The organism is Verrucomicrobiales bacterium, from assembly GCA_016793885.1.
Taxonomy (GTDB): Bacteria; Verrucomicrobiota; Verrucomicrobiia; order Limisphaerales; family UBA11320; genus UBA11320.
Genome location: JAEUHE010000248.1, coordinates 1 through 14,800, shown reverse-complemented (window position 1 = coordinate 14,800; position 14,800 = coordinate 1). Strand labels below are relative to the sequence as shown.

Sequence of the window (14,800 nt, the reverse complement as noted above, 5' to 3'; positions counted from 1 at the left end):
CTATCGATCTCCACTCGCTCAACCGAACTTTTGCATCATGGATAATTCTGCCCATCCGCCCGCTGCCACGGGCTCTTCCCGTAGGGTGACCCGCATTGCGGGAGCCGCCATCGCCGTGGTGGTCGTCATCTTGTTGATTGTGCGGCCCTGGAGTGCGCCGCCTGCTCAGCAGAACGAGTGGCATCAGGTGCGCCGCGGAGATCTGCTGATCAGCGTGGTTGAGGGTGGCGCGCTCAAGGCGGTCAAGGAATCGATCATCCGCAGTGAGTTCGAGGGAATCTCCCGGATTATTCATATTGTTCCCGAAGGCACGGAAGCCAAGAAGGGAGACCTGCTGGTGGAGTTGGACTCCTCCGATCTCAAAGATCGGCTCAATCAGCAGGAGGTGATTTATCAGAACAACGAGTTCAGCTTCGTTCAGGCGAAGGAAAACCTGAGCATTCAGCAGAGTCTGGGCGAGAGCCAGATCAAGGAGGCGGAGCTGCGGGTGGAGTTTGCCAAGTCCGACCTGGACAAATACATCGAGGGCGATGCTCCCCAGCAGATCAACACCCAGACCAACAACATCATCATTCGCAAGGAGCAACTCCAGCGCGCCCAGGACAAGCTGGACTGGACGCAGCAGCTCTTCAAGAAAGGTTACGCGTCGAAGTCGGAAGCGGAGGCGGATGCGCTGAGTCTGATGACATCCCGCATCTCCCTGGATCAGGCGGAGGAGGAGCTGAGGCTTTTTCGAAAGTATGACATGCCGAAGAGCCAGCGTCGGCTGGAGTCCGCCTGGGAACAGGCGAAAATGGAGCTCCAACGACTCCGGCATCGAACGTCGAATCAGATCGCGCAAGCAGAGGCCAATCTGCGAACCAGCCAGCGGGCTCTGGAGCTGACCATGGAAAAGCTTAAGGAGCTGAGGCAGCAGTTGGAGAACTCCAAAATCAAAGCGCCACAGGACGGCCTGGTGGTCTATGCCTCGAGCAGCTCCATGGACCGGGGGGGGCAGACCCTCATCGAGGAAGGCGCTCAGATCCGTCAGCGCCAGGAGATCATTAAACTTCCGGACGTTTCCCAGATGATCGTCGAGATTCGAGTTCACGAGTCGCACGTGTTGCAAATTCATCCCGGGCTGACGGCGTTTGTAACGGTTGACTCCCTGCCGGATCGCCGATTCAAGGCGAGCGTGACCAAAGTGGCGGTGTTGCCCAACTCTCAGGATCGTTGGTTCAATCCCAATCTCAAGGTCTACTCGACCGAGGTGTTGATCCAGGACGATCTGCCCGATCTCAAGCCTGGCGCCTCTGCGCGGGCCGAGATTATCGTGACCAACCTGGTGAATGCCCTGAGCGTTCCTTTGCAATCCGTGACCACGGTCAAAGGTAAGCAGGTTTGCTACATCCAGTCGGGCTCGGGTAGCGTTCCCACTCCGGTTCAGGTGGGGTTCTTCAACGACCAGTTCATCGAGATTCGGGCTGGGCTCAAGGAAGGCGACCGAGTGCTGCTCTCCCCGCCGGTCGCGACCGATGATGCCGAGATGAACGGATCGATCATCACTGCCACGGATCTCGAGCCTCGAGAGCCTCGCGCTGTCGCTGAGAATCCCAAGTCGGGCAGCCGCACTCAATGAACCAGCCTCGTCAACGTCGTCGCCGTGGCGGAGGAAGGTTCTGGTTCCTCCTGATGGCGGTAGTGTGCGTTGGCGGGGTGGTGCTTTGGCAGCGCTGGGATCATGCGACCGAGGCGGTCTACCCCGCGAACGCCTTCTACGAGGTGAAGCCGGGGCCAATGCTGGTCTCAGTGGTGGAGGATGGGACGCTGCGCGCCGTCAACGAGACGGTGATTCGCAGCAACCTGGAGGGCATGGCTCGCATTCTGAGCCTAGCTCCGGAGGGTTCCTACGTGGAGAAAGGCGATTTGTTGGTGGAGTTGGACAGCTCGGCGCTGCGAGACCGATTGAACCAGCAGGAGATCGAGTATCAGGATGCAGTTTTCATGTTGGAGCAGGCTGGTCAGAATCTGAAAATTCAGGAGAGCCTGGCCGAGAGCCAGATCAAGGACGCGGAGCTTCGCGTGGAACTTTCTCAGGCAGACCTTGAAAAATACCGTCACGGCGATGCTCCCTTGCAGATCCGTACTGCGGAGTCGAGGATGAAGGTTTTGCGTGAGCAAGTGCGCATAGCGCAAGAACGTTCGGCTCGGACCGAGGTGCTCTTCAAACTGGGGAACGCCACCAAATCCGAAGTGGAGGCGGATAGTCTTACTCTTAAGCGCGAGCAGCTTGCCTTGGCTCAGTACGAGGAGGACCTGCGGCTGATCAAGAAATTTGACCAGCCCAACATGCTTCGGCAGATGGAGTCTACTCTGGGCAAGGAGCAGCTGGAATTGGCGCGCCTCAAGCAGCGGACGAGCAATGAACTGGCGCGGGCGCAGGCCGATCTGAAGACGAGTCAGCGGTCCTTGGATCTCTTGGAAGAGACGCTTCAGCAGCAGAAGGGGCGGCTTCAAAACGCCAAAATCTTCGCTCCCCAGCCCGGTCTCGTTGTCTACGCCGAGGTTAACCCCTGGCAACTGTCCAATCTGGGCGGAGGAGATGAGGGAAGATCGCGCGGTCGCGAGATGGGGGCGGCTGGATTTCGAGACGGCTCTGGGATTCTTCGCGGTCCGGGAGGAGGCGGGGGAGAGCGTCGAGGCCGGTCGAGGGGCGGCAACTCCGGAGGGGGTGGCACTGGCGGCGGTGCGCGCAGTGGGACTCCGTCCGTGGCGGGCGGCTCTTCCTCTTCCGTGCTCGCGGGACAGAGCACTCTCGGTGGCGGAAGTACAGCGTCCTCGTCCGCCTCAGTCGGGACGGGAGGTTCCGCAGGAGGCGGCGGACGGGGCTCCGGCAGCAGCGATTTCTCGTCCTCCTCGGGAGGCGGACAGCGTTCGGGAAGCCCATCCTTCAGCTCCTTCTCTTCGCTCCGACAAAGCTCGACACCGGCCGCCAACGCTTCGACCGCCCAAACGGCGGACTCCAGCAGCCTGGCTTCCAGCGCATCCTCTAGCGCGGGTGCTCAGGGTTACGCGTTCGGGACTGGCTCGGGTAGTTTTCGGTCTAGTTCGTCCAGTTCAGGCGGAAACTCATCCTTCATCGATTGGTCGGCCAGTCCATCCGTGATCGCGGAAGGGGCCATGGTGCGGCAGCGACAGGAACTGATCCGACTTCCAGATGTCTCTCGGATGCTTGTGGAGATCAAGATTCCGGAGTCGCGAGTGCGGCAGGTTCAACAAGGTGCGCCCGCGGTAGTCCGGATTGAGAACCGGCCCGATCGCAGGTTCCGCGGCAGCGTTCGACGCGTGGCGTTGCTGCCCGACGCACAGTCTAGCTGGCTCAACCCGAATGCAAAACTCTACGGGACCGAGGTTCTCATTGAGGACGAACTCGAAGGGCTTAAGCCCGGCGTATCGGCGCGCGCTGAGATCATCGTTACCAATATCGCCCGCGCCCTCAGTGTGCCCATTCACTCGGTGGTGGCGCAGCCAGGCGGATCGGTGTGCTATGTGAAACGTGGGAATGCGGTTGTCCCGGTATCGGTGACGACCGGTCTTTTTAATGATCGCCTGCTCGAAATCACCTCTGGGCTCCGGGAAGGCGACTTGGTCCTGCTCGCTCCGCCGCGGAACGAATCGATGGAGATCGAGGCCGAATCGGGTCCTGCGGGCACCAATAGCTCCCCGGCTTCGGCTGATCCGAAAGACCGGTCGGTCGTCCCAGGCGCACCTGCCATTGGTGAGCGTCAGCGAGATAACCGGGCGCCGCGGGCGGCAGAGGCCCCAGCCCGGTCCGAGTCATCGAGGGAGGAGGCTGTCCGCCCGACGCAAGACGGTGCTGCGGTAGACTCACAGGAAGCTCCTCGCGAGCGTTCGAACCGACGTGGTCGACGTCCTCGCGGTCAGAATCCCCAGCCTGAAGACCCAGAGAATCCGGCTCCCAGTCCGTCTCCGGACCCGAAGCCTTAGCCATTTGAATGAAGCAGGACCCGATTATCCGTATTGCCGCAGTTGAGAAGACCTACCACATGGGGGAGGTCGAGGTTCGTGCGCTTCGGGGTGTTAACCTGGACGTCATGCCGGGCGACTATGTGGCCATCATGGGCCCCTCGGGTTCCGGCAAATCCACGCTGCTGAATCTGCTGGGATGCCTCGATCGCCCCACTTCAGGCGGGTATTTTCTGGGAGGGGAGGATGTCTCACAGATGGATGACGACGAACTCTCTGAGGTTCGAGGCAGGAAAATCGGTTTCATCTTCCAGTCCTACAATCTGATTCATCAACTCTCGGTCATCGAGAACATCCAGATGCCCTTGTTCTACCAGGGGTTGGATACCCCGCGGAACAACCAGCGATGCGAGACGTTTGCGAATCTGGTGGGATTGGCTCAACGGTTAGATCATCGGCCGAATCAGCTTTCCGGCGGACAACAGCAGCGTGTGGCGGTGGCTCGCTCGCTGGTCAACGATCCCCTCATGATCTTGGCCGACGAGCCGACTGGCAACCTCGACTCCAAGACCGGCAACGAGATTCTGGACCTGATGGATCGTCTCAACCACTCCGGTAAGACGATTGTATTGGTCACGCACGATCCCAAGACCGCGGCGCGCGCGCGTCGGGTGGTCCACATGCGCGACGGGGTCATTGACCACATTGATGTTCATGAGCCCCGGCCGATGCCGGCGGAGTTTTCCACCCCAGTCGCCGAGGCGGCCGACCAGGCGGCCGAAGGACAGTCGGCCTTTCAGCGGCTGATACGGCCGTTGCGAACGGTTCAGGTCGGCACCAAGAGCCTTTTGCTGCACAAGCTGCGCTCGGCACTGACCATGTTGGGAATCATCTTCGGCGTGTGCTCGGTCATCGCGATGTTGGCAATTGGTGAAGGGGCCTCCTTTGAAGCCCAGGAAGCGATCAAGAAGCTTGGTAGTGCCAATATTATCATCCGCGCGGTCAAACCTCCTGAGGACAGCAAAGGCAGCAGTTCCGCGTCGGGCCGAGGTTCGGTGATCGAGTATGGCCTGACTTATAAGGACGCAAACCGCATCAAGTCGACGATTCCGGGCATACGGCATGTGCTTCCCATGCGGATCATCCGAGAGAATGTGCGGTTTTTCCGGAATGAGGTTGCGGGTCAGGTAATTGGAACCTATCCCATCTACAAAGAGATCTCGGGATTGGACAACCTGCGGGGGCGGTTCATCAGCGAGACCGATGACCTGCATCAAAACAATGTGTGCGCGATTTCGTCCGGATTGGCGCGGCGACTCTTTCCCTATCAAGATCCTCTTGATCAGGAGATCAAGATCGGAGCCCATTACTATCAGGTGGTGGGCCTCGTGCGCGAAACGAGCACGGAGGAAAAGCGTCCGCAATCGGGGGAAACCACGGGGCAGGCGTTGGACAACAACGTGTATATCCCGCTTTCCGCCGCCCGCAATCGATTCGGAGAAACCTTGTTCCGCCGTTCCGCTGGAAGCCAGGAGCAGGAGCGGGTGCAGCTCCATCAAATCACCCTGCAGTTTGCCAGTTCGAGCGATGTAGAGACGGCAGTGCCTCAAATTGAAGGACTGCTGAAGCATTTTCACACCAAGAAGGACTACGAACTCATTGTGCCGTTGCAGCTGCTTCGCCAGGCCGAACAGACGAAGCGTCTCTTCAACATCGTTCTAGGGTCGATTGCCGCCATTTCGCTTTTGGTCGGCGGTATTGGCATCATGAACATCATGCTCGCCACGGTGACGGAACGGACCCGGGAGATCGGCGTTCGGAGGGCGTTAGGGGCGAAGCAGCGTGATATCACCACGCAATTCCTGGCGGAAGCGATCGTTCTATCGATCGGCGGTGGTATCGTGGGAGTGATCTTGGGAGTATTGACGCCTTTGGTGGTGTCTCAGCTGACTGACATTCGGACGATCGTCACTCCATTGTCAGTGATCATGGCCTTTGGAATCTCGGGGGCGGTTGGAGTGATCTTTGGTTTATACCCGGCGGCGAGCGCGGCCAAATTGGATCCGATCGAAGCCCTGCGGCACGAGTGAGGAAGTGCGGCGGCGGCGTTTGGAGTGCTGTAGGCCTCTACAGCTTTTTGGTGCCCCCGGAGGGGGATCCCAGCTCCGCTGGGGAGGGGAAAGCGGCAGAGGGCTGCCGCACTCCATAGGCCACACTTTCTCGCGAAGCGTTTGGAGTGCTGTAGGCCTCTACAGCTTTTCGGGCCCCCGGAGGGGGATCCCAGCTCCGCTGGGGGGGGGAAGGCGGCAGAGGGCTGCCGCACTCCATAGGCCGCACTTTCTCGCGAAGCGTTTGGAGTGCTGTAGGCCTCTACAGCTTTTTGGTGCCCCCCGGAGGGGGATCCCAGCTCCGCTGGGGAGGGGAAAGCGGCAGAGGGCTGCCGCACTCCATAGAAGGATGTCGAAGCGGACGAAGCTGGCTCAGCTTCCTCATCCTCCTGCCATGGCACCGACGATGAGAAGCGGTTCGCGGCCCGCGGTCACCGATTCCGGCAGGGGCGTGTCCTGCGATTCGTGAGAGAAGTCCTCTCGACAGGCGAAAAAGCGGATGAATGGTCGGCGTTGGCGAGTGCCATGATCTCGGATGGTTCCTCGGAGAGAAGGATAGGCCGACTCGAGTTGATCGAGCGCGGCTCCCAGCGTCACCGGTTCCTCCACGGATAGACGCACCTCCTCCTCCTGCACTCGAGCGATGGTGCGCAGGTGATACGGCAGCACAACTCGGATCTCGCTCATGGCAAGGTCTGAACTTCGACCGACAAAACCCCAGGTAGGTCGCGAACGATGGGCGACCACGTGTTGCCGCTGTCCGGAGAGACATAGACCTGCCCGCCAGTCGTTCCAAAGTAAACACCGCAGGGGTCTAGCTGGTCGACGGCCATGGCATCGCGAAGCACATTTACATAGCAGTCGCCTTGGGGCAGGCCCTTGGTCAGGGGTTCCCATTCGTTGCCCCCAGTGCGGCTGCGATAAACGCGGAGTTTCCCGTCGGGCGGGAAGTGCTCGGAGTCGCTCTTGATGGGGACGACATAGATCGTTTCCGGCTCATGAGCATGCACATCGATGGGAAAACCAAAATCTGACGGGAGGTTTCCACTTACCTCGTGCCACATGTCGCCGGCATTGTCGCTGCGCATGATATCCCAGTGCTTTTGCATGAAGAGTACTTCGGGACGCGAGGGGTGCATGGCGATCCGGTGAACACAATGTCCCACCTCGGCGGTGGGATCGGGCAGTTCGTATTGCGACTTAAGCCCGCGATTGATCGGCTTCCAGCTTTGTCCACCGTCGTCCGTCCGGAAGGCGCCCCCGGCTGAGATCGCGATGTAGATGCGTTCGGGTCGTGTGCGATCCAGGATGATGGTGTGGAGTCCCATTCCTCCCGCCCCGGGTTGCCACAGGTTTCCCTTAGCTCCACGCAGGGCGGGGAGCTCTTGCCAACTCTTCCCGCCATCCGATGTGCGGAACAGGGCTGCGTCTTCGGCCCCGGCGTACACGAGATCAGGGTCGGTTGGTGAAGGTTCCAAGTGCCAGATGCGTTTGAATTCCCAGGGGTGTTGAGTGCCATCGTACCACTGATGCGTGCCCGGGGTGCCGTCGTATTTGAACTCGTTCCCGACGGGTTCCCAGGTTTGCCCCCCGTCATTCGAGCGCTGAATCATTTGGCCAAACCACCCGCTGGTCTGGGAGGCATAGATTCGGTTGGGATCGGCCGGAGATCCCTTGAGATGATACATCTCCCAACCCGCAAAATGAGGCCCGCTGACCTTCCACTGCTGACGTTTACCGTCGGACGTGAGGATAAAGGCCCCTTTCTTGGTGCCGACCAGAACTCGGATGGTGCTCATAGGTTATTCATTGAAACCGGATTCTTCACACAGAGACGACGAAGAAGTGAGTGCGGAAAGGACATCGCCCTCTTGGCGAATTGTCAAGCGATGGGGAGGGGGCGTAGGCCGTGAGTTGCGATTTAACGTGCCTACGGTGGGTTACCATGGGAGTTGATCCCGCCTGGTCAGTCTGCTTACACTCCCACGACCACTACGAAGCCCATTGCCATGAAAACAGCCCTCACCACCCTCGGGATAATCTGGATTGTCACTGCGACTCTTCTTGCCGCCGAGTTTCCCCGCGTCACGCAAGTGGAGCTGCAGCCTCTCAAAGCTCAGGTCCGCCGAGTCGTTGAAGCGATGAACCATTTGGGGTTTCCGCTGGCCCCGTCGGACCAGCAACAGTTGGACGCCGCTCTGGCCAATGAGGATGGCAATTCGGCGCGCGATGGTCTGCAGCAAGTGCTCGACCGGTATGCGCTCTACGGGGTGCACATTAATCCGGAGATGCGGGTGAAGGTGAGCGCCGGGCCCGCGAAACCCATTTTGAATGAGCAGGGGTGGATGCAATTCTTGGTCAAGGTTCACAATGAATCAGGGACCACCGCGGAGTTGAAGGCGGAGAGCCCCAACGGCAGCGAGTTGTTTCGTCGAGAAGGAGACCGGAGGGCTCTTGGCGCGCAGGACGATCTGTGGCTGGACTTGCGGATGTTCAACACCCAGCCGCTCAACGAGAAGTTGAGCGGTCTGGAGTTGGAGTATCGAATCATCCAGCTCTATAGCCGCGATGCCGGAAAGCGCGAAGCCAAGATGAGTTTTAATGTGGGGCAGGGGACCCAGGACATCGGATTCCGCAACGAGGTGGATCTGCTGTTTGACTGTCGGCCGGCGCAATCGATCACTCTGCGGGTCAAGGACGAGAACGGCCACGCCACCACCGCATCCTTTGAGATCCGCGATGCGGCTGGACGGGTGTATCCGTCGCAGGCCAAGCGGCTGGCTCCCGACTTTGGCTTTCATCCCCAGGTCTACCGAGCGGATGGTGAGAAGATCCGGCTGCCAACCGGAACCTACACCATTGATTTCAACCGCGGTCCGGAGTCTATCCCTGAGCGAAGAACGGTGCTGGTCGCGGCCGACACTCGCGAGTTGAAGTTTCAGTCCAGGCGCTGGATTGATCCCTCGCTGAAGGGTTGGTGGTCGGGCGATCATCATATCCATGCCGCAGGCTGTGCTCACTATGTTAAGCCCTCCGAAGGCGTTCATGCACCTGACATGCAGCGCCACATTGTGGGAGAGGATCTCAAGGTTGGGGCCAACCTGACTTGGGGACCTTGCTTTGACTATCAAAAGCAGTTTTTCACCGGCAAGGACGATCGGGTTTCCAGCTATCCTTATCTGTTGCGCTATGACATTGAGGTTTCGGGATTCGGGTCGCACGAGAGCGGCCATCTGTGCCTGCTTCGGTTACGGGACCAGATGTACCCGGGTGGAGACTCGAAGCATCACTGGCCGAAGCTGGGCTTGAACACCCTTCGCTGGGCCAAGGCTCAGGGAGCACTCGTCGGGCCGGCGCACTCTGGATGGGGATTGGCGACTAAATCGACGGATCTACCCAACTACGAGGTGCCGCCGTTCGATGGAATTGGAGCGAACGAATACATCGCCGATGTCACGCATGTGGTGCCAGGGCCGGATGGCAAGTTGGTGCCCGCTGTGGACTTTATCTCCACCGTCGACACGCCGTTCGTCTGGGAACTCAACATTTGGTATCACACCCTGAATGTCGGATACCGAACCCGTATTAGTGGCGAGACCGACTTCCCCTGCATTTACGGGGAGAAGGTAGGTCTTGGTCGGAGCTATGTACATCTCGGCCCCAAGCTGGACTACAATGCTTGGTGCGAAGGAATCAGGGCGGGGCGCAACTATGTGGGTGACGGAAAGAGCCACTTGATGGGCTTTTCCGCGAACGGACAGGTGATGGGAGAAGGCGATAGCACCTTGCGGCTGTCCCAAGCCGGTCCGGTGAAAGTGACTGCTCAAGTCGCTGCCCGGCTGCCTGAGGCCATCAATCCCTACTTCGCGAACAAGGTTAAGGCGTCTCCTCCCTGGGGCGGCAGCGGCGTGAGGCCATTCTGGAGCATCGAGTGGGCGCGGCTGGGAGAGTCCCGTCGCGTGCCGGTGGAAGTCTTGGTGAACGGGTATCCGGTGGCCCGGAAGGAAATCGAAGCCGACGGACATCTGGAGGATGTCTCCTTCGATGTGCCGATTGAGAAGAGCAGTTGGGTAGCGCTGCGAATTCTCCCGTCGTCCCATACCAATCCGATCTTTGTCGAGGTGGGTGGGCAGCCGATCCGTGCGTCCCTCAAGAGCGCGGAGTGGTGTCTGGCGAGCTTGCGCCAATGCCGTCAGCAGAAGGAGCGGTTCATGGATGCCGATGAGAAGGACGATTTCAAGAAGACCTACGATCACGCGGAGCAGACTTATCTGAAGCTCATTGAAGAATGTCGCCAGGCGGGCGGTCGGAAATAAGCGCGGGGACGTATTGCCCGCGGAACACACGGACCACACGGATCTAAAAAGTGACCTGCGAGGGCCGGGCCGACTGACGTTACTGTTGTCTGTGTGATCCGCGTGTTCCGTGGGCCAAAATATTGGTAAGAACTCTGAATCTAATTCTATGTCTGATCATCATGCGAAGGTTGTTTGGAAGTGCACCAGCCCGGATTTCCTGAAGGGGAAATACTCCCGGGAGCACACGTGGGCTTTCGATGGGGGTGCCACCGTGATCGCTTCTTCATCCCCCTCAGTGGTCCCGCTACCTTATTCCAATCCCGCGGGGGTGGATCCGGAGGAGGCTTTCGTGGCGTCCATCTCGAGCTGTCATATGCTGACCTATCTTTACCTGGCCGCCAAGAAAGGGTTCCAGATCGATAGCTACGAGGATGACGCGGTGGGAGTGATGGCAAAGGGGCCTTCAGGTGTGCCTTGGGTTAGCGCGGTGACACTTCATCCGAAGATCGTCTACAGCGGAGACCGGCTGCCCACCCGTGAGGACGAGGATCAGTTGCATCACGTCGCCCATGACCAGTGTTTTATCGCCCAGTCGGTGAAGACTGAGATCTCTGTTGCCCATGCGTGATCTCACCCCTGCCTTCTGGATCAAGACCACAAACAAAAGGTCACGAGCCCTGGTTGGACTCGTGACCTTTGCATTTAAACTCGCTGGAATCGGACCAGCTCTCTGACCACTCGCCGCCGCTATGCGCGATGGTGGGGTAGGGGCCGGGCCGCGTCTGCTTCAGATGAACTCGTTGAAGAGGTTCTCGAGATATTCTTGTCGGCCACTTTCCTGGGTCTTGACCTCACCCATCTTGAGGGCGTAGGCGGTCAGATCTTTGAAGCCGACTTTGCGTTTCTCGATCTGCTTCCCGATGCCGGAATCCCAGGAGCGGTAGCGGTGTTTGACGAATTCCGCGAGCCGTCCGTCTTTGCGGATGGCTGCCGCGATCTTCAGGCCGCGCGCGAAGGTGTCCATGCCGGCGATGTGGGCGTGGAAGAGATCGGCGGGATCCACACTCTCACGACGCAGCTTGGCATCGAAGTTAGTTCCGCCGGTGGTGTATCCTCCGTATTTGAGAATACTGAGCATGCACTGGGTGGTGAGGTAGAGGTCGGTCGGGAACTGATCGGTGTCCCAGCCGAGGAACAGGTCGCCCATGTTGGCGTCCATGGAACCCAGGGCTCCGGCTGCGCCGGCAACTTCCAGCTCGTGCTGCATGCTGTGGCCGGCCAGGGTAGCGTGATTGGTTTCGAGGTTCAGCTTGAAGTGCGGGAGCAGATCAAACTCCCGCAGGAAATTCAGGCAGGCCGCGGCGTCGGAGTCGTACTGATGCTTGGTAGGTTCCTTGGGCTTGGGTTCGATGTAGAACTGTCCTTTGAACCCGATCTTCTTCTTATAATCGACGGCCATCTGCATGAAGGTCGCCAGGTGTTCCATCTCGCGCTTCAGATCGGTGTTGAGCAGCGTGCTGTAACCTTCCCGACCACCCCAGAACACGTAGCCTTCGCCCTTGAGTTCCTGGGTCAGGTCGAGAGCAGTCTTGACCTGGGCGGCTGCGAACGCGAATGCGTCGGCGTTGCAGCTGGTGGCGGCGCCGTGCATGTAGCGCGGATGAACAAAGTTTTGAGCAGTGCCCCAGAGCAGCTTGATGCCGGTCGCTTTTTGCTGTGCCTTCAGCAGGGTGGCGATGGTGTCGAGATACTTGTTGGATTCGCGGAGGGTCTTGCCGTGAGGAGCGACGTCGCGGTCATGCCACGCATAGAACGGGGCGCCCAGCTTCTCACAGAACTCGAAGAATACCGGCACACGACGCTTCGCGCGCTCGATGGAATTGTCCTTGGTGTTGCGATCCCAAGGACGGTCCCAGGTTCCCCATCCGAACATGTCGGAACCATTTCCACACATCGTATGCCAGTAGACGACGGAAAAGCGGAAATGATCCTTCATCGGTTTGCCTTCTACCAACTCGGTCGCGTTGTAGTGCTTAAAGGCAAAAGGATTTCGGGACTTCGGTCCTTCGAACTGAATTTTCGGGATCTTGGGAAACGCTGCAGGCATAGTGACAGTTAAAATTGGTTTTCGTTAATTTTCGGGAGCAAAACTGAGCCTTGGGGCCGTCGCTGGCAAGCCGGAAAGCGGCCGGCGTTCCGGAGCCGGCGGGTGATTTGAACTTGAGAGGGTTCTCTAGAAACACAGGCTCGCGATCGAGCCGTGAGGAACCTGCAGGGTTCTCAAGGATTAGCCGGTGGTCGACGCCGCGCATAGACCACCGGTTTAAGGTCCAAAAGTTCCGTAGCCCGCATGAGGGTGTCACCCCCCCGCTCGAAGACGTGGCATCGCTGCGCGATGCTCAGTTTTTTTTATCGATTCCGGGGATCTTCGATCACCCGGCTAATCTCTAGGACCCCGCGGGGTCTTGAAGTCAAAATGATTGGTTCCATCCGACTTCGGGTGCCTGAGAAACCCTTTGCGCATCTCCCCTACGTCTGATCGCACTAGAAGCCGCCTGTCGCTGAGCAGCTTACTCGGCCGGTCTGAGGAGTGATCGGGCTTCGGCTTCACTGGCGGGCATTGGCCAGATGACATCGGCCGATCCGGTGAAGGCTTGCCACAGCGATGCACGGGCGGCCGTCGCCGTTGGTTGGGCAAGCATGCCGCCATCGTCCACCAGATTCTCTCCCACGGAATACAATTTGAACTCGTGGCGTGGTTCTCCACGAGTGTAGCGCAGCGGCAAGCCGTCGTAAGGATCCCGCAACGGGGTTTTCAAATATTCCGGCGTCAGAGAGTCGAGCGTCGGAGGATAGCTCCCATGTCGAAGGTGGTAGCGTTGCAGCGCGATGGCCGCGATGACCAGGCGTTGCTGGGCTTCGGCGCGTAGAGCCCGTTTGAAAGAATTGGCCAGCGACGGCAGCAGGAGCTGGGACAGGGCGGTGCGCAACTCAGCAAACGGGCTCCCCTCGCTGAGTTGCGCGATCGCGTTGGTGGTCGTGTGGATTTGTGTTGCGAGGTCGCGAGCCGAAGCACCTGAGGCCGCCCGGCGAAGCGATTCAATCATGGATTGGACGTGTTCCAGCATCACGGCTTGATCGGTCGGCCAGAAGAGGTGACGCCACATCACGGAGCGGGATGCGCGTCCGGTTTGAGGCACGGCCGACGCTAGGAATTCGAAAAAGTCGGCTGGAGTGCCTGGGGTGCCTCCCGATAGGGCGCTCTCCGAAACCGCCAAAAAGTTGGAGGTCGAGAGCCTGGCCTCTTCGAAACCGCTCAGGGCGAAAACGCGTTCTCCAGCCAAACCTTGGGCCATTGGGGCCTGCGCTTGAACTTTCGTCCAGACCTCCTGCAAGCGCTCGAGATCATTCGGACTTAGCAAACCTGAGTGAACCAGCTGCCAGGAGATCGGTAGTGCCACAGCCTGAATGGAGATCTGGACGAGTTGCGAGATGAATAGGGGCTCACGTTGGAGATGCATCGCGAGGCGGAGCAAGGCCTCGGCGTCGTCTACCGCGCTCGTTGGATGTCCGGCCATAAGCTCAGAAGCCGCATGAGCGCTGAGGCAGTTGGCAAGCCGCTTCATCGGAGCCAAGTGACGCAGGGGTAATCGCATCCCCGCATCATAATTCAACGCGGCATCGAGGTAGGGTTTGTGAATCGCGGCGCGGGCGGCCGCGAGCGGTTCGGCCATCGGGGCAAGGTGTTCCCGCCACTGCTCCCAGGTCACCCGGTTGGTTTCGCTGTCGGATGCGCCGGTGGACAACTTCCAATGGGGGAGGTGTTTCCAGCGGATAGCGTTGCCATTGGTGGAAAGTGGAAACCTCGGCATGTGCTCGGTGGCCCAGGGCAGTCCGCTCAAGCCGGCCATCGCCTGCACCACCTGGTGGTAGCCATTTTGATCTGGCGGCGGTGCGGCGGGCGCGAGTTCCTGCCAGGTTAACTTCTCTCCTTTGGAAGTGAGCTCCTGCCGTACTCGTTCGAGACGTTGCTCACCTTTACGGCGCTCCATCCAGGCGGCGCTGAGGATGAGGAGCATAAGAGCGCCTGCGGCTGCCCCGAGACGGAGCTTCCAACGGAAGGAGATCATAAGTGCTTCACTGGACGGGTGCCCATGGCTTGCATTTGTAGTCCATTCTCCTCGGATGGCAAGGAGGGAGGGGGATCCCCAGCTGCGCTGGGGGGGCAAAGCGGTAGAGGTCTCTGAGTATTACCCACAAGTTCTTCGACCAGATGTTAGAATCCCGCAGGGATTCCGCCTCAAAGCCCAGGGTTGGCGCGAAGCGGGAGCGCCTACCCTGGGTTAGTCGTTATTTTCTCACAACCCCAACGCGGGTTGCGACTGGATCGGCCAACACCCCCAAACAAACCGCAACCCACGATGGGGT

General features: G+C 59.4%; 9 protein-coding genes. 5 read left to right on the top strand and 4 right to left on the bottom strand.

Going from position 1 to position 14,800, the window contains the following annotated elements; all coding sequences use genetic code 11:
* The first annotated feature begins 37 nt into the window (after positions 1 to 37).
* From JNN07_27335 to JNN07_27325, 3 genes are read left to right on the top strand one after another with little or no spacing between them, the layout of a single operon-like run.
* Complete coding sequence (locus JNN07_27335; GenBank protein ID MBL9171477.1) at positions 38 to 1,618, top strand: HlyD family efflux transporter periplasmic adaptor subunit; 1,581 nt, start codon at positions 38 to 40, stop codon at positions 1,616 to 1,618.
* Positions 1,615 to 3,987 (top strand): efflux RND transporter periplasmic adaptor subunit, encoded by a 2,373-nt coding sequence (locus JNN07_27330; protein ID MBL9171476.1) that lies wholly within the window; start codon positions 1,615 to 1,617, stop codon positions 3,985 to 3,987. Before JNN07_27335 ends, JNN07_27330 begins: the two co-directional genes overlap by 4 nt.
* 8 nt (positions 3,988 to 3,995) lie before the next feature.
* On the top strand, positions 3,996 to 6,056 hold the full coding sequence (locus JNN07_27325) for an ABC transporter permease (GenBank protein MBL9171475.1): 2,061 nt from the start codon (positions 3,996 to 3,998) through the stop codon (positions 6,054 to 6,056).
* Positions 6,057 to 6,455: 399 nt separating this feature from the next.
* Here JNN07_27325 and JNN07_27320 read toward each other — a convergent pair whose 3' ends face one another.
* The gene (locus JNN07_27320) at positions 6,456 to 6,761 is read right to left on the bottom strand and encodes a MoaD/ThiS family protein (protein ID MBL9171474.1); all 306 of its coding nucleotides are present in this window, start codon (positions 6,759 to 6,761) and stop codon (positions 6,456 to 6,458) included.
* Positions 6,758 to 7,873, bottom strand: coding sequence for an exo-alpha-sialidase (locus JNN07_27315; protein MBL9171473.1), 1,116 nt, complete (start codon positions 7,871 to 7,873; stop codon positions 6,758 to 6,760). The genes JNN07_27320 and JNN07_27315 overlap by 4 nt, the downstream gene beginning before the upstream one ends.
* Before the next feature lie 210 nt (positions 7,874 to 8,083).
* On the opposite strand from JNN07_27315, the gene JNN07_27310 reads away from it, so the two are divergent.
* Both JNN07_27310 and JNN07_27305 read left to right on the top strand, forming a co-directional pair.
* Positions 8,084 to 10,390 (top strand): CehA/McbA family metallohydrolase, encoded by a 2,307-nt coding sequence (locus JNN07_27310; GenBank protein MBL9171472.1) that lies wholly within the window; start codon positions 8,084 to 8,086, stop codon positions 10,388 to 10,390.
* A gap of 148 nt (positions 10,391 to 10,538) precedes the next feature.
* Complete coding sequence (locus JNN07_27305; protein ID MBL9171471.1) at positions 10,539 to 11,000, top strand: OsmC family protein; 462 nt, start codon at positions 10,539 to 10,541, stop codon at positions 10,998 to 11,000.
* 159 nt (positions 11,001 to 11,159) lie between these two features.
* On the opposite strand, the gene xylA is transcribed toward JNN07_27305, so the two are convergent.
* Together xylA and JNN07_27295 are read right to left on the bottom strand one after the other, a co-directional pair.
* A complete protein-coding gene (gene xylA / locus JNN07_27300; GenBank protein ID MBL9171470.1) occupies positions 11,160 to 12,479 on the bottom strand; it encodes a xylose isomerase in 1,320 nt (439 codons plus the stop codon).
* A gap of 463 nt (positions 12,480 to 12,942) precedes the next feature.
* Entirely contained in the window at positions 12,943 to 14,502 is a 1,560-nt protein-coding gene (locus JNN07_27295) for a hypothetical protein (protein ID MBL9171469.1), read from the bottom strand.
* Positions 14,503 to 14,800: the final 298 nt, after the last annotated feature.